The sequence below is a fragment of the Ralstonia sp. 25mfcol4.1 genome, assembly GCF_900104095.1.
Taxonomy (GTDB): domain Bacteria; phylum Pseudomonadota; class Gammaproteobacteria; order Burkholderiales; family Burkholderiaceae; genus Cupriavidus.
In genome coordinates, this window is the sequence record NZ_FNJO01000022.1 from 47,114 (window position 1) to 67,977 (window position 20,864).

General features: G+C 59.1%; 17 protein-coding genes and 2 pseudogenes. 14 read left to right on the top strand and 5 right to left on the bottom strand.

Annotation, left to right across the window (positions count from 1 at the left end):
* Window positions 1-174: 174 nt before the first annotated feature.
* A pseudogene (locus tag BLQ58_RS26675) lies at window positions 175-598 on the bottom strand (IS3 family transposase); the annotation flags it as partial.
* A gap of 60 nt (window positions 599-658) precedes the next feature.
* Between BLQ58_RS26675 and BLQ58_RS26680 the strand changes: the two are divergent.
* The 6 genes from BLQ58_RS26680 to BLQ58_RS26705 all read left to right on the top strand — a co-directional run bounded on the left by BLQ58_RS26680 (window position 659) and on the right by BLQ58_RS26705 (window position 7,859).
* Window positions 659-1,684, top strand: coding sequence for an IS110 family RNA-guided transposase (locus tag BLQ58_RS26680; RefSeq protein WP_092603380.1), 1,026 nt, complete (start codon window positions 659-661; stop codon window positions 1,682-1,684).
* A 960-nt stretch (window positions 1,685-2,644) separates the two neighbouring features.
* A complete protein-coding gene (locus BLQ58_RS26685) occupies window positions 2,645-3,013 on the top strand; it encodes a hypothetical protein (protein ID WP_092603344.1) in 369 nt (122 codons plus the stop codon).
* 712 nt (window positions 3,014-3,725) lie between these two features.
* Window positions 3,726-4,685, top strand: coding sequence for a Bug family tripartite tricarboxylate transporter substrate binding protein (locus BLQ58_RS26690; protein WP_092603346.1), 960 nt, complete (start codon window positions 3,726-3,728; stop codon window positions 4,683-4,685).
* A gap of 17 nt (window positions 4,686-4,702) precedes the next feature.
* Window positions 4,703-5,161 carry a tripartite tricarboxylate transporter TctB family protein gene (locus BLQ58_RS29775; protein WP_368086176.1) on the top strand — a complete coding sequence of 153 codons (459 nt, stop codon included), beginning with the start codon at window positions 4,703-4,705 and terminating at the stop codon, window positions 5,159-5,161.
* Between the two features lie 49 nt (window positions 5,162-5,210).
* Window positions 5,211-6,722, top strand: a complete 1,512-nt coding sequence (locus tag BLQ58_RS26700; protein ID WP_092603350.1) for a tripartite tricarboxylate transporter permease — start codon at window positions 5,211-5,213, stop codon at window positions 6,720-6,722.
* A 33-nt stretch (window positions 6,723-6,755) separates the two neighbouring features.
* Complete coding sequence (locus tag BLQ58_RS26705) at window positions 6,756-7,859, top strand: porin (protein WP_092603352.1); 1,104 nt, start codon at window positions 6,756-6,758, stop codon at window positions 7,857-7,859.
* Window positions 7,860-7,944: 85 nt separating this feature from the next.
* Here BLQ58_RS26705 and BLQ58_RS26710 read toward each other — a convergent pair whose 3' ends face one another.
* The gene (locus BLQ58_RS26710; RefSeq protein ID WP_092603354.1) at window positions 7,945-9,009 is read right to left on the bottom strand and encodes a lactonase family protein; all 1,065 of its coding nucleotides are present in this window, start codon (window positions 9,007-9,009) and stop codon (window positions 7,945-7,947) included.
* A 296-nt stretch (window positions 9,010-9,305) separates the two neighbouring features.
* Between BLQ58_RS26710 and BLQ58_RS26715 the strand changes: the two genes are divergently transcribed.
* The 8 genes from BLQ58_RS26715 (at window position 9,306) to BLQ58_RS26750 (ending at window position 18,119) form a co-directional block, all read left to right on the top strand.
* Window positions 9,306-10,307: a Bug family tripartite tricarboxylate transporter substrate binding protein gene (locus BLQ58_RS26715; protein ID WP_092603356.1), complete on the top strand. Its 1,002-nt coding sequence runs from the start codon at window positions 9,306-9,308 to the stop codon at window positions 10,305-10,307.
* Window positions 10,300-11,319: a GntR family transcriptional regulator gene (locus BLQ58_RS26720; protein WP_254776189.1), complete on the top strand. Its 1,020-nt coding sequence runs from the start codon at window positions 10,300-10,302 to the stop codon at window positions 11,317-11,319. The genes BLQ58_RS26715 and BLQ58_RS26720 overlap by 8 nt, the downstream gene beginning before the upstream one ends.
* A gap of 560 nt (window positions 11,320-11,879) precedes the next feature.
* Window positions 11,880-12,299 carry a cupin domain-containing protein gene (locus BLQ58_RS26725; RefSeq protein ID WP_092603358.1) on the top strand — a complete coding sequence of 140 codons (420 nt, stop codon included), beginning with the start codon at window positions 11,880-11,882 and terminating at the stop codon, window positions 12,297-12,299.
* A 209-nt stretch (window positions 12,300-12,508) separates the two neighbouring features.
* Window positions 12,509-13,969, top strand: a complete 1,461-nt coding sequence (locus tag BLQ58_RS26730; RefSeq protein WP_092603360.1) for a CitMHS family transporter — start codon at window positions 12,509-12,511, stop codon at window positions 13,967-13,969.
* Window positions 13,970-14,020: 51 nt separating this feature from the next.
* Window positions 14,021-15,073, top strand: a complete 1,053-nt coding sequence (locus BLQ58_RS26735; protein WP_092603362.1) for an Ldh family oxidoreductase — start codon at window positions 14,021-14,023, stop codon at window positions 15,071-15,073.
* Window positions 15,074-15,085: 12 nt separating this feature from the next.
* A complete protein-coding gene (locus tag BLQ58_RS26740) occupies window positions 15,086-15,388 on the top strand; it encodes a putative quinol monooxygenase (RefSeq protein ID WP_092603364.1) in 303 nt (100 codons plus the stop codon).
* Between the two features lie 73 nt (window positions 15,389-15,461).
* Window positions 15,462-16,853, top strand: a complete 1,392-nt coding sequence (locus tag BLQ58_RS26745; RefSeq protein WP_092603366.1) for an aldehyde dehydrogenase family protein — start codon at window positions 15,462-15,464, stop codon at window positions 16,851-16,853.
* Between the two features lie 219 nt (window positions 16,854-17,072).
* Entirely contained in the window at window positions 17,073-18,119 is a 1,047-nt protein-coding gene (locus tag BLQ58_RS26750; protein ID WP_254776191.1) for a lactonase family protein, read from the top strand.
* A 305-nt stretch (window positions 18,120-18,424) separates the two neighbouring features.
* On the opposite strand, the gene BLQ58_RS26755 is transcribed toward BLQ58_RS26750, so the two are convergent.
* The 3 genes and pseudogenes from BLQ58_RS26755 to BLQ58_RS26765 form a co-directional block, all read right to left on the bottom strand.
* A complete protein-coding gene (locus BLQ58_RS26755) occupies window positions 18,425-19,051 on the bottom strand; it encodes a tyrosine-type recombinase/integrase (protein WP_092603370.1) in 627 nt (208 codons plus the stop codon).
* A gap of 966 nt (window positions 19,052-20,017) precedes the next feature.
* A complete protein-coding gene (locus BLQ58_RS26760; RefSeq protein ID WP_092603372.1) occupies window positions 20,018-20,542 on the bottom strand; it encodes a cytochrome b in 525 nt (174 codons plus the stop codon).
* Window positions 20,543-20,660: 118 nt separating this feature from the next.
* A pseudogene (locus tag BLQ58_RS26765) lies at window positions 20,661-20,864 on the bottom strand (TolC family protein); the annotation flags it as partial.

Genomic DNA, 20,864 nt, shown 5'->3' on the forward strand with positions numbered 1-20,864 from the left:
CGTAGGACTGCCGCAGTTCTGCGCGGTCGCGTTCGCGGGCCAGGTTGACGAACATCTGAGCGGTGGGGGAAGGGACATTGCTTGCTCCGTTGTAACAGGGAGCGGCCATTGTCGGGGGCTATTTCGGCGCGGAAGTGAACTGACCCCAATAACTTGGACAGTTGAAACGGTGGGCTAAGCCGTGAAGGGCTGAGTTCTGTATTGCACAGGGCTCAGCCCTTTCAGCTTGGTCCTGATGCGTTGGTGATTGTAATAGTGGATATAGCGACGCAGTGCATCCTGCAACTGGCTAACACTGCTGAACTTGCTCAGGTAGAAGCACTCGGACTTGAGCGTCCCAAAGAAGCTCTCCATGGCCGCGTTATCCAGGCAGTTTCCCCTACGTGACATGCTCTGCCTGACGCCGTGCTCGGCCAGAATCCGCCGGTAGGCCGGCATTTGGTATTGCCAGCCCTGGTCGGAGTGCAACAGTGGACGTTGGGAGCCAGTCAGCCTGGTCCATTGCCTTCCTGAGCATGGACCCTACCAGATTAAAGTGAGGCTGACGGCTTGTCTGGTACGCCAAGATCTCACCGTTGCACAGGTCCATCACCGGCGAGGACCCGGCGCCTCCCTTCGGGGGACACTGTCGGCATACCCTGACACGTGGAGGTTCATCATGGAAATCGACATCCTCGGCATCGATCTCGCGAAGCATGTGTTCCAGCTCCATGGCGCCGACCGCCGCGGACGGCCTGTGCATCGAGTGAAGATCTCGCGAGGCTCGCTGCTAGAGGCCGTGCGCACACTGAAGCCGCGGATGGTCATCATGGAAGCCTGCGGCACTGCCCATCACTGGGCACGGCGCTTCCGATCGCTTGGCATTGAGGTTCGGCTGATCAGCCCGCAGTATGTGTCGCCCTTCGTCAAGACAAACAAGAACGATCGCAACGATGCCGAGGCAATTGTTGAGGCCGGCAGCCGGCCAGCCATGCGCTTCGTTGCAATAAAATCGGTCGAACAACAGGACATCCAAGCCGCACACCGGATGCGCGCAATCCTGATCCGCCACCGGACCGCCCTCATCAACCAGATGCGCGGCTTGCTCGGCGAGCGAGGTCTCACGATTTCGCGCTCACCAGAGGCGTTCAAGCGTGCAATCCCGGATCTGCTTAGCAAGAGCGCCGATGAACTGACGTCGTTCTGCCAGACGCTACTAACCGAACTGCTGCAGCACCTGAAGGCCATCGAGGAACGTGTCCATCTAATCGAGGCCTCGATCCAGTCCTTCATGAAGCAATCGACGCTATGCAAGAAGATCGCGCAAGTGCCTGGCATCGGTCCAATCACTGCCACGGCCATGGTTGCCGCCGTCGGCGACGCCAAGCAATTTCGCAACGGTCGGCATCTTGCAGCTTGGCTCGGCCTCGTACCACGCCAGCACTCGTCGGGAGGCAAGTCTCGGCTGCACGGCATCAGCCGGCGCGGTGACACCTACTTGCGGACCCTGCTCATCCATGGCGCCCGAGCCGTCCTGCGTTATGCCATGAAGAAGGCCGATCCGCAGAGCGTCTGGCTACAGCAATTGATCGCGCGACGAGGATACTACTGCGCCGCGGTTGCGCTAGCCAACAAAAACGCACGCGTCGTCCAAGTGCTACTCAGCAGCGACTCTACCTACGTAACGCGCTGCGCCACCGCATAGCCGCATAGCCGCATAGCCGCATAGCCGCATAGCCGAAAAGCCGAAAAGCCGAAAAGCCGAAAAGCCGCTTGCAAGGAGGAGGATACCCACCCAGGTTTGCGAAGCTTCTCAAAGCGATGACGAAATTGGTTGAACCAGCATCCTAAAGCCTGCTTTTCGTGCCGGCGACAGTTGTCAGGTATGCCGCGATTTTGCTAAGGACAGGGTGCGCGGATCTCATCAAGGCTGCGGGCGTGCTTCGGTAAGCGCCAATCGGGCAAGCCGGATACATGCATGCAGACCGTTTCAACATCACGAACAAGAAGCTTGCAAAAAGCGTCGGGGCCATACATGCACCAAAAGTACGATCGTCCCTGGTTGGCGAGGTCAGCAGCCTCCGCGAAAAAAGCTACGCCCAGAAACAGGCGTAGCTACGGAGGGCCCAATCATGGAGGAGTTAATTGGGCTGGAGACGCATGCATGGTAGTCCATCAATCTGACTACACAAAATTCTGCAACCCGTTATGGCATTGGCTTGCGTGAGCAGGGTTGTCATGAATGGGCAACGAAAAAGAGGCCCCACGGCCGGGGGACCTGCGGGGCGTTCAAGGGCCTGCAGGCTAGGTCATAGCCTGCCCCGCGAGTATGCAAATGTCTCATGATGTTGAATGTGCGCAATCGTACGCATTCTCGAGCGAGGCGATTGAAAACAGTTCGCCGCCCAAACCAAGTCAGCATGTCGGTCCGTTTCGCAGCGTCGAATGCTCGGCGTCGGGAAGGGCCATTCGGCGCGCTCTGCTGGAGAGTTCCTTGGTAGCGTCGCGGATTCTTGTGGGAGGATCGGAACAGGGCGCCCATGCGCTTATCGCCCACAGAACTAGACGCGACGCTCTATTGTCGTGCTCGCCATGAGCCGTGCCCTTGCTTGTTTGGGAAGCCGGTGTAGCCCATTCTCAAGTTGAGCAAACAACGAAAGGAGCAATGATGTCGACCCCATTGGTCTGGCACTACACCGTGGGCACGCACCTGCCAGCCATTACCCAAACCATGAAGCTTTTGCCCACGACCGCACCGTATGCCAACACCGGCCGCCGGATCCTGTGGCTCTCGAAGGCCCAGACGTGGGAGCCGGCGGCCGCGACCCTGTCGTGGAAGCGCAGTTCCGGGAAGGCTTTCCCGCCGACACAGCGCGAGTCCAGACAGCAAGGCCTGTACCGCTTCGGCCTCGCCGCAGGCGACAAGCGGCTGGCGCCGTGGCCGACAATCACCAGCCTCGCCGGGATGGCAATTCCTGAGTCGATTGCCTTGGTGACCCGCGCGCTCCAAGTGGGAGCCAGCCCCACGGACTGATCGGGTACGCTCGAGATCATCCCAGTATCCGAGTTGGTGTTCCAACAATGGGATGGCGAAGAGTGGCGGCAGGCGGAACTGCTGACCTGTGCCGAACAAGAGGCCAGCCGGGTTCCCGCGCCCGCGACCCAGGCAGCGGAGTCACCCAGCCGCTTCTACATCTCAGCTACGGGGCGAGCCACGACCTGCACTGAGGGCGGGCGCTCATGAGCATCAAGTCGCCAGGCGCAAGGTCCGCAAGTTCGACGGGGCTTTTTCTCTCTGACATCCATCACGCGCCCAAGAGATCAACCACGATTTCGTGCTCAAAGACGTCGGCCCGCTTTTGAGTCGATGCAGACTCTTGATGAGTTGCATCGACCGATTGAATCCCCAGCCTGACCCGGTCGTCGGCCCACATTCACAGGCAAGCGCGGCTCAATCGACGGCTCTCGACCCGATCCTGCCATCGACCGGCGAATTTTGAGCGTCCGGTTTGAGGTCGCTAACAGTCCTGTTCCAGACTGTTGTCTCGATGTTTGCGCGCCCTGTGCCCTCGGGATATCCCTAGTGAAGAACTGGTTGCTCGCTGCCTTAATTGCACTTCATAATCACAAAAGGCACAACGCGGCTGGCTGTTTCCATATAAATACATTACCCGCCGGTACATCCGCCTTTTTTTTTGGTTTTGCATTGCACTACATCATCATAAAAAGCTAAAGGAGACCGTAAAATGAGAGATTGGACTCGATCATTCGCACTGTTCAATGCTGTAGCCATGCTGATGCTGGCAGGTTCCGCCTGGGCACTGGACACCGCAAAGATCATGGTTCCCGGCGCACCGGGAGGAGGCTATGACCAGACCGCCCGGACGCTGGGAAAGGCCCTGCAGGAGGCAGGGCAGGCGAAGGGAGCTATCTATGAGAACAAGCCGGGTGCTGGTGGCACGCTAGGCTTGGCCCAGTTCGTGAACAGCAGCAAGGGGGACGCGAATGCGCTGTGTGTAATGGGCGCGATCATGGTGACAGGAGTGGTCCAGAACAAGCCACCAATCACCCTTGCCAACGCGACACCGATCGCGAAGCTCTTCACCGAGTACAACGTCATTGCAGTCAACAAGGCGTCGCCATTTCGGTCGATGGCTGATCTCATGACTGCGTTCAAGAAAGACCCCGCCTCAATCAAATGGGGCGGCGGTTCCAAAGGATCTACCGACCATATCGGCGTTGCCGAACTGGCGCGTGCGAGCGCTATCCCGGCCAACAAAATCAACTACATCCCCTTCGGCGGCGGTGGCGAGGGCACGGCCGCAATGCTGGGCGGCCACATTTCCGTGATTACGGGCGGCTATTCCGAGCTTGCCAAGTACATCCAGGCGGGACAAATGCGCGCCTTGGCAGTGACTTCCCCGACTCGATTGCCAGATGTTTCGGCTCCCACGCTGAAGGAGCAGGGAATCGATGTGGTGATCGGCAATTGGCGCGGCGTCTATGGTGCCCCAGGCCTGACGGCGGACCAGCAGAAGGCTCTTGCGGATGCGGTGGTGATGGCCACGAAGACCAAGGTCTGGCAGACCGCAGTGAAGGACAATCTGTGGACCCCTGATGTGCAGATTGGCGAAGGCTTCTCCAAGTTTGTAGAAGAGGAGCATTCCCGGCTCAGCACCACGCTGGCCGAGGTCGGGTTGATCTGATGACGCCTCGCATCCAAATGTCGCAAATCGTGATTGGTGCGTCCCTAGGGTGCATCGCACTCGGTCTGGCGGTCGGCGCGTCGCGTTTTCCCGTAGATGCTGGGTTCTCGGTCATGGGTCCAAGCGTCGTGCCGTTCGCTATTGCGACATTCGCAGGGATGCTGTCCATTGGCTTGCTACTGCAGGCCATGACAGGAGGCTTTCGGAACCTGTCAGTGGACGCGTCCGTCCCAAGCGGTTCCCGCTTGGGGGTGGCGTGGGTTTCCGCTGGGCTGGTACTGAATGCCATCTTGATCGATCGAATCGGCTTCGTACTTGCGGGGACGCTCCTATTCGCTCTCGCCGCTCGTGGATTCGGCAGTCGGCGATGGGTCACCAACTTTCTCGTGGCCGCATCTGTTGCTCTTCCCGTCTATTGGGCGTTCGGTATAGGGCTCGGTGTCTCGCTGCCTCGCCTATCAAATCAATGGATCTAGCGATCGACTGACGCTGCGCACGGTCGGGCGCAGCACTTCCCGGACCATCATGAGTGAACTATCGAATGCCCTGATACAGGGCTTTGGGGCGGCGCTCGCCCCTATGAATCTGCTTTGGGGCTTTCTGGGCTGCCTCCTCGGAACTGCCGTTGGCGTTCTGCCCGGAATTGGGCCGGCGTTGACCGTCGCAATGCTGTTGCCCGTGACCGCCTCGCTGGAACCGACCAGCGCACTGATCATGTTTGCGGGCATCTATTACGGCGCCATGTTTGGCGGCTCCACGACATCGATTTTGCTAAACACGCCAGGGGAGTCCGCCTCCATGGTCACGGCGATGGAAGGAAACCTGATGGCCAAGCACGGGCGCGCGGGGCCTGCCCTTGCTACCGCCGCGATTGGTTCATTTGTGGCAGGCACGCTTGCGACGGTGGGCCTTACGTTGTTTGCGCCGACGGTTGCGGAGTTTGCACTTCGGTTCGGACCTGCGGAGTATTTCGCCATTCTCGTGCTTGCATTCGTGACCGTGTCGGCAGTGCTTGGCGCCTCGATGCTGCGTGGCCTGGCCAGTCTCGCCATCGGCCTGTCCATCGGTCTGATTGGCATGGATTCCATCTCCGGCATTGCTCGATACACGTTTGGCATTCCTGAGCTTGTCGACGGCATCGAGGTAGTACTAGTCGCCGTCGGCTTGTTTGCTGTCGCTGAGTCGCTCTACTCACTGATGTACCCGCAAGCTGCCGACAGCTCTATGAATCGGATGACGTCCCTGTGGATGACGAAGCAGGACTGGCGCCGGTCTTTCCCGGCTTGGCTGCGAGGAACAGTGATTGGCTTCCCGTTTGGTTCCATTCCCGCCGGTGGAGCAGAGATTCCGACATTCCTCTCATACGCGCTCGAAAAGCGTTTGTCGAAGTCCCCTGCAGAGTTCGCGGCGAACAAGGGTTGCGGTGCAATCGAAGGAGTTGCTGGTCCCGAGGCAGCGAACAACGCCACCGCAACCGGGTCGCTGGTGCCGCTGTTGACCCTGGGCATTCCCACATCTGCCACCGCGGCGATCCTGCTCGCTGCCTTTCAGAACTACAACCTGCAGCCGGGTCCGTTGCTTTTCCAGACATCACCAGAACTCGTATGGGGTCTGATCGCATCCCTCTACGTTGGCAACCTCATTCTGCTGGTGCTCAACCTGCCTCTGGTGCGCGTATGGGTGAAGTTGCTGGCCATACCACGACCGTATCTCTATGCCGGAATCTTGCTGTTTGCCTCTATCGGCGTGTACGGCATGCGCCAGTCCTGGTTCGACCTCCTGCTGATGTTCGCTATTGGTTGGATGGGGGTACTTCTGCGTAGATTCGACTTCCCCGTCGCCCCGGTCATTGTCGGGATGATTCTCGGACCCATGGCGGAGAAGCAGTTGCGCAATGCGCTTTCGATCAGTCAGGGCGACTGGCTGGCAATTCTGACTCAACCCATCGTAGCGGCGGTCTTCGCGGCGACAGCACTGATTCTGCTCGTCCCTGTTTTCCTCCGCCGTAAAGGCATTCGGTTGTCCGAGGACGACTAACTAATAACCAACCCCTACTACAACGGAGGAGTAATGAAGAGAAATTTGCACAATGCATGCACCATGACGTCGGTGGCGCTCGGCTGCAGTATCGCGATGATGGCGTCCCCTGCATTGGCGCAGTCGTCGGTCACGCTCTATGGTTTGATCGATACGAATATCGAGTTCTCAAACCACAATGCGAAGGACGGAAAGTCTGCCGCTTCCGGGCTTGGCAACGCCTATCGTGTGAATTCGGGCGGCATGAACTCGTCCCGTTGGGGGATTCGCGGTAAAGAGGATCTCGGCGGCGGGCTCAAATCTTTCTTCACGCTCGAGAGCGGCATTGACTCCGATACCGGCAACTCATCCGATGGACGGTTGTTCGGTCGCCTTGCGTTCGTTGGGCTCGAGAGCCAGTACGGGCAAGTGGCGTTGGGTCGCCAAACGTCCTCGATGTATGACCTGGTGCTTCCCCACGACCCGATGGGATATGCGCCGCAGTATTCATGGGTGACCAGTACAGGCTCCTCGCCGTCCACCGGCTACAAAACCCGGCTGGACAACACTGCGAAGTACACTGGTGTCTTCGGCCCGGTGACCACTATGGCGCACTACAGCCTCGGCGAGCAGGTCGGCGGCAGTCAGGCCAATGCGGCGTTCGGTGGTGGCGCTCGGTATGACAACGGGCCCGCGAGCGTTGGAGTTGTCTATGACCAAGGAAACGGTGCACTCACTACGGCCGGCGACTATTCGAAGGCAAGGGACGTGACAGTCTCCGGTGCCTACGCAGTGGGCGCTGCGACGCTGATGGGTGGTTACCGCTGGTATCAACTGAAGCCGGCGACAGGCGCCAGCGCGCGCAGTGATCTGTGGTGGGCCGGCGTCCGCTATGCGTTGACACCGGCGTTCCGCTTGACGGGAGCCGTCTACTACGAAGATAAGAAGGACACCGCATCCGATCCGATGATGTTCCTCGTCCAGGGAATGTACTCGTTCTCGAAGCGTACGAGCGTCTATACGACCGTGGCATACGCGCGTTCGAAAAAAAATGGTGACGGAACCTTTACGCCGGTTGGCGTGATGCGCGCCGGGGATCGTACGCCCGTCGCCAACACTCAACTCGCCGTGACGATGGGTATTCAGCATCGGTTCTAGGAAGAACAGATCGTCTGATTGGGAAGCTTCTTCATGAGGCACTTATTCGACCGCAAGTACTGCGGTCGTTTTTTTGCTTCATGCGTCAGATCGTTACAAAAGCCACGCAAGTGGGACTGCCCGTAACGGCTACTTGCTGGGAGGCTCCCAATGGGCTTCGGACTGAAGCGTCATGGATTGGAAAGTTGCGGATAGTGTCCGACCCCTCATGTGCGACAACCAGACTGGCCTGTGCAGGGCCGAGAGCGATGAACCTCGGAGTCTTTCCGTCGCAGGGCACCCATCCCGTCAATTGCGGTATCCCGGTCATAGGGGCGATGGCTAACGTCGAAATCGTCTCGTGCCCACGATTGCTCACAAACAGACGCTCGCCTTTCCGGTCCAAAGCAATGCCTGCGGCCTGGTTGTGTCCCTTAAAACCTCTTGGCAGCAAGTCCGACATGCCCACGAGTTTGCAATCCAATTCGTCGATCTGGTACGTGGCGAGCGTTGAATCTAGCTCGTTGACGATGTAGAGCAAAGGGCGAGAAGGGTGAACGATCCCGTGACGGGGGCCGGCACCCGGGCGAGCAGCAACGCGCCGAACAGAGTCTTGCCGCCAAATCCCGCGGATGCCGTCGAACTCGGCAAACCAAATGGCATCGGTCCCCTTATCAGGGAAAACGAAACGGTCTGTGCCAGGCAAGCGCAAAACTTGATGGGGGTGCGGACCGCGCTGCTCACCAACGTTCGGACCGGGTTGGCCGGTGAATTGGAGGGAGCTCGCAACGGGTCCCAGATGGCCGTCGTCTATGACAGGAAGTGCGACAGCCGTTCCCGTCGCATAGTTCGCGATCACTAGGGCAGTGCCCGACCGAGTCAAGCAAAGGTGGACGGGGTTCTTGCCGTGCGTGGATTGGGTATTTAGTTTGGTCAGGGAACCATTTGTCTCGTCAATGCGAAATGCGCTGACCTCGCTTTCGTCGCCATGCACGCAGAAAAGGCGATGCCGCGCCTGGTCGACCAACAAATACGATGGATTAACCAGACCCGCAACGCTCTGCTGGTGGGTCCACCTACCTTCGGCAGCGAGGAGGAACACTTCGATTCCCTGGCCTCGTGCATTGCGTTTGGCCGTCGTGCGGCAACCCGTATAAGCAATCGTTGGCATGTCTCGTCCTGATCTGCGCTCGCGTCAAACCGTGCGCATAAGTGCATTTATAGATCCTGAAAGGCAATGTAAGAAAGCTCATTGCGTTTCTAGCGGCATGGGGATCGCCGAACATCCGTCTCTTGTAAGGACGGATGTAGCAGATTTCACCCATGTAAACCCTAGATGTGCCGAATTCCGTGGCGCAAGGGCCACGCCGGTCGCATCCAACGGCCATGAATGAGTTGTCAGACGTTTTTATGCATTCTATGATCATAAAAAGCGATATGTAAACAAGGTCAAATAGGAGACAACACATGACTTCGGTCCCTAATCAACGACGTCGGGCTCTCGTGCAGGGTGTCCTGGCAGCGCCGCTGGCCGCTATTGCATCGATGTCGCCACGTCTTGCGATGGCAGAGAGCGCCTTTCCGTCGAAACCCATTACGTTCATCGTGCCGCAGGCTGCTGGCGGTGGCGCGGATTTGCTGTGTCGGACGGTCCAAGGCAAAGCCCAAGGGTTGCTTGGCCAGCCGATCGTGATCGACAACCGGCCGGGAGCTGCCGGGAACATTGGAACCGTCCTTGGCGCCCGTGCAGCACCCGATGGCTACACGATGACCTTCGTCAACCTGTCCACGATGGCGCTGAATCCACATCTCTATTCTCGGCCGGGGTATTCGGTGAGCGATTTCGATCCCCTGGTGTGGATGGCATCGGTAGCGAACATCCTGGTGGTCAATCCGAACGTGGCGGCAAAGAGTCTGCGGGAGTTCATTGCGCTGGCAAAGTCCAAGCCCGGCAAGCTCGCGTACAGCTCCGCCGGCAATGGAAGCGGCAACCACCTCGGCGGGGAGATGCTCAAGTCGCTGGCAAAGATCGACCTTGTCCATGTGCCTTACAAAGGCGGTGCCCCGGCGGTCGTGGCTGTTCTGGGGGGAGAAGTAGACGCATGTATTGCGGACCCACTTGCTGCACTGCCGCACATCAAGTCTGGCAAACTCCGGGCCTTGGCTGTCACTTCGGCAAAGCGGGCCAGCGCATTGCCCGACGTACCCGCCATGGCAGAAGCGGTCCCGGGATACGAGGCAACTTCCTGGGCGGGTGCGGTTGTACCGAAGGGCACGCCTGCGGCGGTAAGCCAAAAGCTGAGCCAGGCGCTTTTGGCTGCGCTGAAGGACCCCGAGAACGCGAACAAGCTTCGGAGCCAACTCTACGAGCCGACGGCAGCCGGCGGAGCCGAGTTCGCCGCCCTGATTCGCAAAGAAAACGACAAGTGGTCTAAGCTAATCCAGCAATTGGGGATGCGCATTGACTGATCCGGCGGGAGCGTGGGCGATTGACGGCTGTCATGGCAAAATGCCATTTGAATCCATGACGCCGGGTGCCCAAAATGACTCGGTGGCCCTACCTCTTACCGCCGGTCGAACCATGAATCTCTCTCAACTGCAAACTCGCGTGGCGCGGGAAATCGTTGCCTTGGCGCGCCTGGACGCGCTTCGCGCCGGCGATCACCTTGCGGAGAGTGTTCTGGCCGACCGAATCGGGGTGTCCCGGTCACCGGTCAATGTTGCGCTGCGGTATCTTGTGGAGGTCGGCGCGGTCGTCCATGATCACAACCGCGGCTTCTTCCTGAACAAGGACGCTACCGATCTGTCAGCGATCGCCCAAGAGCTTTCGCAGGAGCCAGACGATCCGCTGCATCTGAAGATTGCAGAGGACCGGCTAAGCGGCGCACTGCCGGATTTTGTGACCGAAGCCGACATGATGCGGCAATACAATGTCGCGCGCAGTGCATTGCGCAAGGCGCTGTCCAAAATCCAGGAGGAGGGGTGGGTCGAACGCTCCATCGGGCATGGCTGGACGTTCCTGCCAATGATTGACTCGGCGCAGGCCTACGAGGAAAGCTACCTCTATCGGACCGCCTTGGAGCCCACGGGGCTTTTGAGCCCGTGGTTTCGTGCCGATCCTGTCGAGCTCGCCTCCCTGCGCCGCCAACAGCGGGCAATTGTGGATGGGGGGTACAAGACCATGACACCGATCGAGCTGTTCGAGTCCAATAGCCGCTTTCACGAAACGATCGCCAAATGGTCTGGCAACCGCTTCCTGGTGCAATCCATCAAGCGGATGGACTCGCTGCGGCGACTTATCGAGTACGGGCAAGCCAAGGATCGCAAGCCGCGGCAGGAGCAGGCGATCGAACACCTGGCCATCCTTGATGCCATTGCCGCGCAAGATATGCTGAAGGCAGCGGGGCTGATGCGGGAGCATCTTGAAGGGGCGCGTCAGCGAAAGGTCCGCAGCAAGTCCGTATTCAAAAGCGCAGCCTGATCCGCGGGGCGCCCTCGAGCGCCTATTGCCGTTTCTTTCCTCGGAGAGCAATTCCCGGGCTTTTCCTGGTCGAGCATCACCTTCACTTGCCCCCTGGGCCGCTTGTGCCGAGCAGCGGCCAGGCGCGCCTATTCCTCCCACTCCATGCGGTCCGTCCTTCTGGCGCTCCGACCGTTCTCGCTGCTCTCGGCAAAGCCTGGTAGGCCTCACTGCCGGCTTGAAGAAGGCTCCGCGAGCCATTGCAGCATAGACCAATTGCTTCGCCGGAAAACTGCTGCGTCAATCTCCATTTTTGTCGCATAGAGTGCATTTTTCGGCGGTTGCTCGGATGCTGTAATCCCTTTGAAAGCTTTATACATCAAAGCCTTAGGGTAAACGCCTAAGATTTCTTCTTTGAATTCTGTAATCACAAAAAGCTATACTTCGATCAACCAAGCAGCGTCGCAAATGGGATTTGCGCGCAGCACAAGATGCACGGTGCGATGCGCTGTGCACCGCCATTCTTCCCCTCGCAGCCAGCTCATCTGCAGCCGACCGCAAATCCAGATCGGAGACAAAACATGACCAGCAAGACCCCTTCCGGCGCCGTCCTCCTGAAACCCGAAACGCTGCCGACGCATGAGCGTGGTGGTGGCGCACGTACTACGCCGCTGGTGTCGCGTGAGCTGGGTACGACCAGCTTCATCACCGGCTACACGTCGTTTGATGGTGGCGTGGAAATCCCCTTTCACAGCCATAACTGCCAAGAGAGTGTCGTTCTGATGGAAGGTGAGGCGATCCTGGATATCGATGGTCTCGAGTACCGTCTCAAGGCTCACGATGTGACCTTCATCCCGCCGAACGTCAATCACCGGTTCCGCAACGTGTCGAAGACTGAGCCGATGAAGATCATGTGGATCTACGCGACGGTCGACGCGACGCGCACGTTGACCGAAACGGGAGCCACGAACCCAGTCTCTGCAGAACACGGCAAGCGCTGATCGTCCAACGCCAATAGCTCCATTCCAGGTCTGCGGCGGATAGCCGTGGACCCTGCAGCGCGAGTGAACCGACCCGGATCAAGCCGGGGCGAGGGCTCGTGCGCCCTCAAAAAATGTGACCGGCCGCCGAGCATATGTCTCGTCAGTCCCCACAGGCTAATTAGCAAGTCATAACCGCCTGCCGGTCCAGACAATGACGCGAGACAACGATGTTGGTAATTCTCGGTTTCGGCATGATTGCCGCATTCATGACCCTGATCATGGCCAAGCGGCTCACACCGGTGGCAGCGCTCATCCTAGTGCCGATCGTCTTTGGGCTGATCGCTGGCGGGGGGCTCGACCTTGGGCAGTCGATCATCAAGTCCATCAAGACAGTGGCGCCGACAGCATGCCTGCTCTTCTTCGCCATTATTTACTTTGGCATGATGATCGACGTCGGCATGTTCGACCCGCTCATCAAGCTGATTCTGCGATTTGTCCACAATGATCCGGTCCGCCTTGCGATTGGCACCGCGCTCCTCACTGCCATTGTGTCGCTCGACGGCGACGGCTCGACGACGTTCATCATCGTAACTTCAGCCTTCCTGCCGATTTACCTCCGACTGGGCATGAACCCTTGGGTGCTGACGTGTATCGCGGCGACAGCAAATGGCATTTTCAACACGGTGCCGTGGGGCGGCTCCACCGCACGCGCAGCGGCAGCTCTCAAGCTGAATCCGGTGGACATTTTTGTGCCGATGGCACCTGCCATCTTCGCTTCCGTGTGCGCGTTACTGTTTCTTGCATATGTCCTGGGCCGGGCAGAGCGTACGCGGCTTGGCATTCTCGCTATCCAGCCTGACTCTGGTCTACTGGGCTCGGGTGCACGGAAGCCGGCGGCAGCGTCGGGTTCGTCGAGTTTCGGCGGCGCGCAGGCAGGTGCCATGACTCTGCCACATCCTGGTGCGATGGCATCGATGCGCGTGGACGCATCCGTAGCGTCGTCACGTCACGATGAAGATGATTTTTCCGCACCCATCTCGAACGACGGGCACATTATCAAGCGTCCCCATGCACGTCCGCGCCTCGTCTGGATCAATGCGCTCCTGACGCTGGCCGTGATGACTCTGCTCGTTATAGAGGTAATCCCTTCGCCGGTAGTTTTCCTTCTTGGTGTGGCTGTCGCACTTGTCATCAACTTCCCCCGCGTGGCGGATCAGTCTGAGCAGATCAAATCTCACGCTTCGAGCATCGTCGGCGTGGTCGGCATGGTGTTCGCGGCGACTGTGCTCACGGGTGTTTTGAGCGGAAGCGGGATGGTCGAAGCCATGGCCAAGTGGCTCGTGGCAATTATCCCGGCATCCTGGGGGCCTCACTTGGCGATCGTGACCGGCGTCATCAGCATCCCGATGACCTTCTTTACAAGCAACGACGCCTTCTACTTTGGTGTGCTGCCGATCCTCGCGGAGACCGCCTCACATTACGGCATCTCAGCAGTAGAGATGGCGCGGGCTGCAATCGTTGGGCAACCTCTGCACCAATCCAGTCCGCTTGTGCCTTCTTTTCTGCTGCTTGCAGGCCTCGCCAAGGTCGAGCTTGGAGAGCACGCCAAAAAGACCATCTGGCGCGCTGTTGCGGTCGGGCTCGTCATGCTGATTGTAGGCGGATTGACCGGCGCCTATCCCATCTAACCGGCTTGATCGTAACGCGACAAACGAACATCGCACTATCTGGAGATTGACATGCCAACCACCGTTCACGCCGAAGCATTGACCCGTTTCGGGACAGCGGTTCTCGAATCCTTCGGTGTACCAACCGAAGACGCGCACCTGCTGGCAGATAGCCTGGTAGTCGCGGAACTCTGGGGCCACTCTTCGCACGGCATGCTCCGCCTGCCATGGTATGTCGAGCGCCTGCGCAGTGGCGTCATGACCGCCGTCACAAAGCCTGAGATTGTGATGGACGGCGGGGCGGTGACAGTCATGGACGGTCATCACGGCATTGGTCAGGTACTGTCGCAAAAGGCAGTCGAACTCGGCATTAGTCGGGCTCGTCAGCACGGCATCAGCGCGGTTGGCGTCCGAAACTCGAATCACTTTGGTACGGCTGCGTACTTCACGCGCATGGCGGCCAAGGAGGGGTGTGTCGCGATCTTCGCAACAAACGCCAGCCCCGCCATGGCCCCTTGGGGTGGGAAGGCCAAGAGTATTGGTACGAATCCTTGGTCCATCGCCGCGCCGGCCGGCAGCCGTGGTGTCGCGGTCATGGACATCGCAAACACTGCCGTGGCTCGCGGCAAGATCTATCTCGCAGCAGAGCGCGGCGTCGAGATTCCGAATACCTGGGCCGCAGATGAAAACGGCGTACCGACGACTGACGCCAAGGAAGCTATTCACGGCCTGATTCTGCCGATGGCAGGCCACAAAGGTTACGTCATCTCGTTCATGATGGACGTTCTCGCTGGCGTGCTGACTGGTAGTCATTTTGGCTCCAACGTCGCAGGCCCTTACGAAGCGAACCGCCCCAGCGGCTGCGGACACCTTCTGATCACGATCGATATCAAGTCGACGATGCCGCTCGCAGAATTCGAGCAGCGCATGGAAACGCTGATCGGTGAAGTGAAGGCGGTTCCAAAGGCCCACGGAATTGAAGAGATCTTCTTCCCGGGTGAGCTTGAGGACCGCAACACCGTTCAACTGAAAGAGGCAGGCATCTCTCTTGCCGACACCACGTGGCAAAGCATGGTCAAGCTTGCTACCGAAACCCGCACGGCACTTCCGGCCGCCAATACCTAAAAGGAAATTTCGATGATCGCACTGATTGTTTCCCTCGACGTCTATCCGGAGCGCCTGGAAGAATTCCTTGCCGCAATCAAGGAGAACGCCACGCGCACGTTCAACGATGAAGTCGGGTGCAAATACTTCGACGTAACGCAGGACACAAAGAATCCGCATCACTTCATGTTCTATGAGCTATACGACGACGAAGCCGCCATCGACGCCCATCGTGCCGCGCCGCATTTTGCGGAGTGGCGCAAGGCGGCAGATCGCTGCGTGGTGAAGGGTAGCCAGGTCAACACGATCTGCAACCAGCTCTTCCACCACGCCTGAAGAAACGATAGCGCCCCGCGCGAAAGCTGCTACGAGGCGCAGGTACCGAACGACACTGGCAGACAGGATAGCCATGACCAATACCATTACGACCTTCAACCCGAGCACCGGAGCAGCCCTTCAAACTTACGAAGGCTGGGACGCCGAGCAGATTGAACAAGCTGTTGACGCAGGCCATGCTGCTGCAGCAGCTTGGGGCAAGCAGCCGCTCGAAGTCCGCGTCGCAGTTGTTCGCCGCCTCGCAGAAGAGCTCCGCCGGCAAAGCAAATCGTTTGCCGAGCTGATCACTGCCGAGATGGGAAAAGTCGGTGCCGAGGCTGCCGGAGAAATGGAGAAGTCGGCAGTCACGGCCCTTTACTACGCCGACAATGCAGAGCGCATTCTGGCCGATGAGAAGGTCGACATCGATGGCGTCGACGCGTGGGTCAGCTATGAACCCATTGGCCTTGTATTGGCTGTCATGCCTTGGAATTTTCCGGTGTGGCAGGTGATGCGATTCGCTATTCCAGCGATCACCGCCGGAAATGGTGTCTTCCTGAAGCACTCACCGAACGTCACTGGCTGCGCGCTGGCTCTCGAGCAATTGTTCCTCGATGCCGGCGTGCCGAAGAACGTGGTGACTACGTTGGTGGTGGCTGAACCGGAGGTGCCGCAGGTCATCGATCGACTGATCCAGGACGATCGTATTGCCGCGGTGACGTTGACGGGCTCGAACCGCGCTGGTGCGGCAGTGGGCGCAGCCGCGGGACGCGCGTCCAAGAAGTCCGTCCTGGAACTCGGCGGCTCAGACGCTTTCATTATTCTGGACGACGCGGATCTTTCGACAGCCGTGGCCGCAGCCGTTAAGGCTCGTTTCCACAATGCTGGTCAAAGTTGCGTATGCGCCAAGCGATTCATTGTCTCCGAAGGCATCGCGAAGGAGTTTGCTGAGCGCTTCGTGGACGCGACCAAGAGCTTGGTAGTTGGCGATCCCACCGATTCGGCCACCCAGATGGGACCGCTCGCGCGTCCGGATCTGCGCGACGCGCTGGATCGACAAGTCCAGCAGTCCCTGGAGGCGGGCGCAGTTCTGCTGGCTGGTGGCAAGGCGGTGGAAGGTCCTGGCAACTTCTACGAAGCCACGGTCCTGGGCAATCTGCAACCGGGTATGGCGGCGTTCGATGAAGAAACCTTTGGCCCCTTGGCGGCCATTGCCGTTGCAAAGGATGATACCGATGCCGTTCGACTGGCAAACGCAACCCCATTTGGGTTGTCAGTGAGCGTTTGGGCGGGCTCGAACGCCCGAGCTTTGGCCGTTGCCAAGCAAATCACTAGCGGTGCAGCGTTCATCAACGCCATTACGGCGTCGGACGCGCGGATTCCGTTCGGCGGCACCAAGAAGTCCGGATACGGCCGGGAACTGGCTGCGGCGGGCATCCGGGAATTCACCAATGCTCGCACCTACTGGGCCGTTTCTCCCAAGTAAGGATCTCAGCGTTGGAGTTTCACTTCCGGTAGGCGGAAGCGCAGTACCCCGAGAGGGCAGGTAGGCACAGACCGGCCGTCTTCTCGGGCTTTTTGGGAGACAACTTTGGACACTGGAAGACGCCAAACGCTCCGAATCATGGGAGCGGGGGCAGCATTTGCGTGTCTGTCGAGCTTAGGCGTTCAAGCGGCGACATCGGGAACGTCTCAGTTTGCGTACGTGGGATGTCGCACGACGAAGGCTCGTAACGCACGCGGAAAAGGCATCTCCGTCTACCGGGTCCCGGGCGTCGGCCAGCGGTGGGAACTCGTGGAGATTATAGAAGGATTGGATAACCCTTCCTTTCTTACGTTGGACCGAGCTCAGAACCACCTGTATGCCGTCCATGGCGACATGAGCGATATCAGTGCCTATACGATTGACCCGCTGTCAGGCAAGTTGCAGCTAATTAACCGTCAATCGACACAAGGCCGCAATCCAGTGCATCTAGCGATCGATCCGACAGGCCATTTCGTTGTCGTTGCGAACTACGCGTCAGGTTCGGTGGTGACTCTGCCTATTCTTCCAAACGGAGGAGTCGGGAACGTGGCGGACCTGTTCCAGATCTCAGGCGAGCCAGGGCCACATCGCGAACAACACGACGGACCGCATCCACACGACGTGCCATTTGATCCAACTGGGCGGTACATTCTTGTCCCAGACAAGGGTGTGGATCGAGTCTTTGCGCTGCGGCTTGATGGAAAGACCGGCAAACTCCAGCCAGCGCCAAAGCCTCACGTCATTGCAGCGCCCGGGGCCGGCCCTAGGCATATTGTTTTCCATCCCAAGGGCACGATCGCGTATGTGGTGAACGAACTGGATTCGACGATCACGACGTACCGCTACGACAGTTCGACGGCGGAGCTCGTGCCGCTACAGACGCTTTCAACGTTGCCGTTGGGTTTCGTGGTAAACAGCACAGGCGCAGAGATTCAGATAGATAAGCTAGGGCGGTTCGTCTTCGCCTCCAACCGCGGGCACGACAGTGTGGTGACAATGGCCGTCGAGCCGGAATCCGGTCTTCTGAAACCTATTGGCTGGACACCGACCGGTGGGAAAGGCCCTCGGTTCTTCACCTTGTCCCCTACTGGAAAGTCGATGTATGTGGCCAATGAAGGAAGCGACAGCATTGTCGAGCTGACGTTCGACGAGCATTCGGGCCAGTTGATTGCAAGCGAAAACGTGATGCCAACGGGTAGCCCTGTTTGCATCGTCGTTAGGCAGTGACTCGTAGACCGGCAAGCCAAACAAACGAAGATGAAAACATCTCGCCTCCGCTCCGGAGGTACTGGATCTCGATCCCTGCATAGGGTCAAGTACTACAGTCTTGTGGCCGGGCTAATACTAACTTTGGCCGCCAGCTTTATCGCATGGGATGCGCTTCTACGATAGCAGGGAGCGGAGACAAATGAATGCTACGTGGTGTGATGTCGATCGACCGGCCGCTTTGCGGGCGAACTGAGCCATTGCCGACGGGCTTGGGATTGGCTGCTGTTGGCCGACGAGCGACCGCTCGCCAGCCATAGAACCTACTAGACTTCAGTCTGCTCAGCCATCTCCAGCGCGTCATCAACTTCGATGCCGAGATAGCGTACGGTACTTTCGAGTTTCGTGTGACCGAGCAGCAGTTGCACGGCGCGCAGGTTCTTGGTTCGCCGGTAGATCAACGATGCCTTGGTTCGACGCATGGTGTGCGTGCCATAGACGGAGTCATCTAGGCCAATTGAGGCGACCCATCTGTGTACCAATCGGGCGTACTGCCGGGTAGAAAGGTGGGCCGAAGTCTGTATGCGACTCGGGAATAGCGCATCCGATGAGCTCAATCCTCGCGCAGCTATCCATGCTTCAAGGCTCGCCCTAGTCTGTTCTGTGATCTCGAACTGGACCGGTCTATGAGTTTTCTGTTGGACGATTGTTGCCCGAGCACTGACGCGGGTACCGTGGCAGACATCGCGTACGAGCAACCTGGTGAGATCGCACGCCCGGAGTTTGCTGTCGATCGCGAGGTTGAACAGCGCTAGCTCGCGTAGGTTTGACGATATCTGCAGTCTCGTGCGAATCGCCCAGATCTCGCAAAGCTTCAGCGGCGGCTTCTGCCCGGTGAGCTTCCCCTTGTTCCACGGAACATGTTGGGTCGATTGAGAGTTCGGCGTGTCCATGATGATCTCCGTTCAAGTGAAGGGAGATCAAGTTTGCGCCGTGCGACAACCCTCCCTGAAGCCTGTGGGAGGCTTTCTCCCGCATCGTGGCGCGACTAGGCGGAGTCGCCGAGCGCTGCACCGCATGTGAGATTCTGGTGCGTCAGATTCGAATTGAAACCGGAGGCGCGGGCATTGATACTGGTGGCGTCATCCCTGCAGTACTTCGACCGCCGTGCGCGCTCACGGGCGTGCGGCGGCTTCTTTCTTTGCTGCTCGGGGCTCGACTCCGTCGCTGCCGATGGACGCTCTCCGACCCATCTGAGACGTCTAATTCGTCAAGTGTGTACGACTGGTATGCTTAGAATACCGGCCGTTGCCAAGACGAGAACATAGTGGATATAGGGCATGGCACCATGAGTCGAGGTTTGTGTTTACGTGCCAGCATTGCGAGGCTATGTACGGACAACCGGGTTATAGGCCTCCTCATTTCCTGACTGAGCCGGTTGCGGGAGCGCGAAGAATGGTGCGCCCGACGGGGTCTGTGACGCTCATCTAATCGTGGGACCTTTGCTTGCGCCCTGTCCGCGGCGGGTAAGCGTGGAAGCGATTTGCATGATCGCATCCGCGCCATCCTCACCGACGACCGACTTGGCGGCCGCCTGCGCGCGCGCCCATGCCGGTCCTGCGCACCCCAACAGCGACGTTCCCGCCTTTGTGATGCAAAGCGGCCGGCTCCGCCCGTCTTCCTCTGAAAAGCTCTCCGTCACCCAACCCTGCGCAAGTAGCGGTTGCAGGTTGCGTGTTATCGTGGACCGGTCGTGATGGTTTCGCCGCAGGCTCCATCGGGCGCGGCGAACGGGCAAGGCGCGCCGTCTTGTGTTTTGGGGGCACGACCGCGCCTCCCGCCAAGGTCAGGACACAGAAGCAAGGCGAGCTGCGGTTTCGCTCCTTATCGGATAGGCGCAACCCAGTCTCCCAGTCCTTCTACCACATGCGACGCAGCACACCGTCCTTCATGACGAACGCATGCCAAAGTGCCGCAGTCGCGTGCAGCCCGACAAAGATGTACACGAGGGTCGCGCCGGATTCGTGGACGTCCCCGGCGAGGTGAGCGAGCTTGTCATGCTCGGCCAGGAAACTGGGCAATGTCATGCCAAATGCCCGGATGGGTTCTGCGCTCCATGCGACGGCTAGCACGCCCAAGACCGGCATGACGAACATCAGCAGATAGAGGATGCCGTGCGTAAGCCCGCCGATGCGCCGGAGGAGGTTCGGTCCCGGGACAGGTGAGGGGACGGGCGTCATGAGGCGGGCGAGCAGGCGCAACAGCATCAGCGCAAAGACGCTAAGGCCGGCAGATTGATGAATTTCGAACAGGGCGGCTCGCGCAAGGCTGCCCTTCGGGAAAACATCGAGGATCTCGATCGCCGCCACGGCAATCAGTGCGGCGAGGAACACCAGCCAATGGAGGACCCTCATCGCGAGGGTGTATCTGGGTTCGGCATTCATTGTAAAACCTCCTTGGGGTCTACATCCGTCAGGGCTGCCGTCAGGGCTGCCAAATGCAGCGCTTCCTGGTGTGCCATAGCGGTGTCTGGGTTGAGTTGTCGTATGTCCGCACGCGGTCTCAGTCATCGAGATCCCACATCCGGTGAAGGTCAAGATTGAGTCGGCTGTCGGCTTCCAGTGCGTCGACCCGAGCAAGGCGCTCGGCCAGCAACGCGTCAGCAAGGCTGCGGCGTACCGCGAGCAGTTCGGCCAGTCCCGACTCGCCAGCGCGATAGGCGCGCGTCGCGCGATCCGATGCGGCGCGCTGTAGGTTCGCAGCTTC

Coding starts and splice junctions, on each gene's coding strand:
- BLQ58_RS26680 (WP_092603380.1), top strand. CDS start 659: ATGGAAATCGACATCCTCGGCATCGATCTCGCGAAGCATGTGTTCCAG.
- BLQ58_RS26685 (WP_092603344.1), top strand. CDS start 2,645: ATGATGTCGACCCCATTGGTCTGGCACTACACCGTGGGCACGCACCTG.
- BLQ58_RS26690 (WP_092603346.1), top strand. CDS start 3,726: ATGAGAGATTGGACTCGATCATTCGCACTGTTCAATGCTGTAGCCATG.
- BLQ58_RS29775 (WP_368086176.1), top strand. CDS start 4,703: ATGTCGCAAATCGTGATTGGTGCGTCCCTAGGGTGCATCGCACTCGGT.
- BLQ58_RS26700 (WP_092603350.1), top strand. CDS start 5,211: ATGAGTGAACTATCGAATGCCCTGATACAGGGCTTTGGGGCGGCGCTC.
- BLQ58_RS26705 (WP_092603352.1), top strand. CDS start 6,756: ATGAAGAGAAATTTGCACAATGCATGCACCATGACGTCGGTGGCGCTC.
- BLQ58_RS26710 (WP_092603354.1), bottom strand. CDS start 9,009: ATGCCAACGATTGCTTATACGGGTTGCCGCACGACGGCCAAACGCAAT.
- BLQ58_RS26715 (WP_092603356.1), top strand. CDS start 9,306: ATGACTTCGGTCCCTAATCAACGACGTCGGGCTCTCGTGCAGGGTGTC.
- BLQ58_RS26725 (WP_092603358.1), top strand. CDS start 11,880: ATGACCAGCAAGACCCCTTCCGGCGCCGTCCTCCTGAAACCCGAAACG.
- BLQ58_RS26730 (WP_092603360.1), top strand. CDS start 12,509: ATGTTGGTAATTCTCGGTTTCGGCATGATTGCCGCATTCATGACCCTG.
- BLQ58_RS26735 (WP_092603362.1), top strand. CDS start 14,021: ATGCCAACCACCGTTCACGCCGAAGCATTGACCCGTTTCGGGACAGCG.
- BLQ58_RS26740 (WP_092603364.1), top strand. CDS start 15,086: ATGATCGCACTGATTGTTTCCCTCGACGTCTATCCGGAGCGCCTGGAA.
- BLQ58_RS26745 (WP_092603366.1), top strand. CDS start 15,462: ATGACCAATACCATTACGACCTTCAACCCGAGCACCGGAGCAGCCCTT.
- BLQ58_RS26755 (WP_092603370.1), bottom strand. CDS start 19,051: ATGGACACGCCGAACTCTCAATCGACCCAACATGTTCCGTGGAACAAG.
- BLQ58_RS26760 (WP_092603372.1), bottom strand. CDS start 20,542: ATGAATGCCGAACCCAGATACACCCTCGCGATGAGGGTCCTCCATTGG.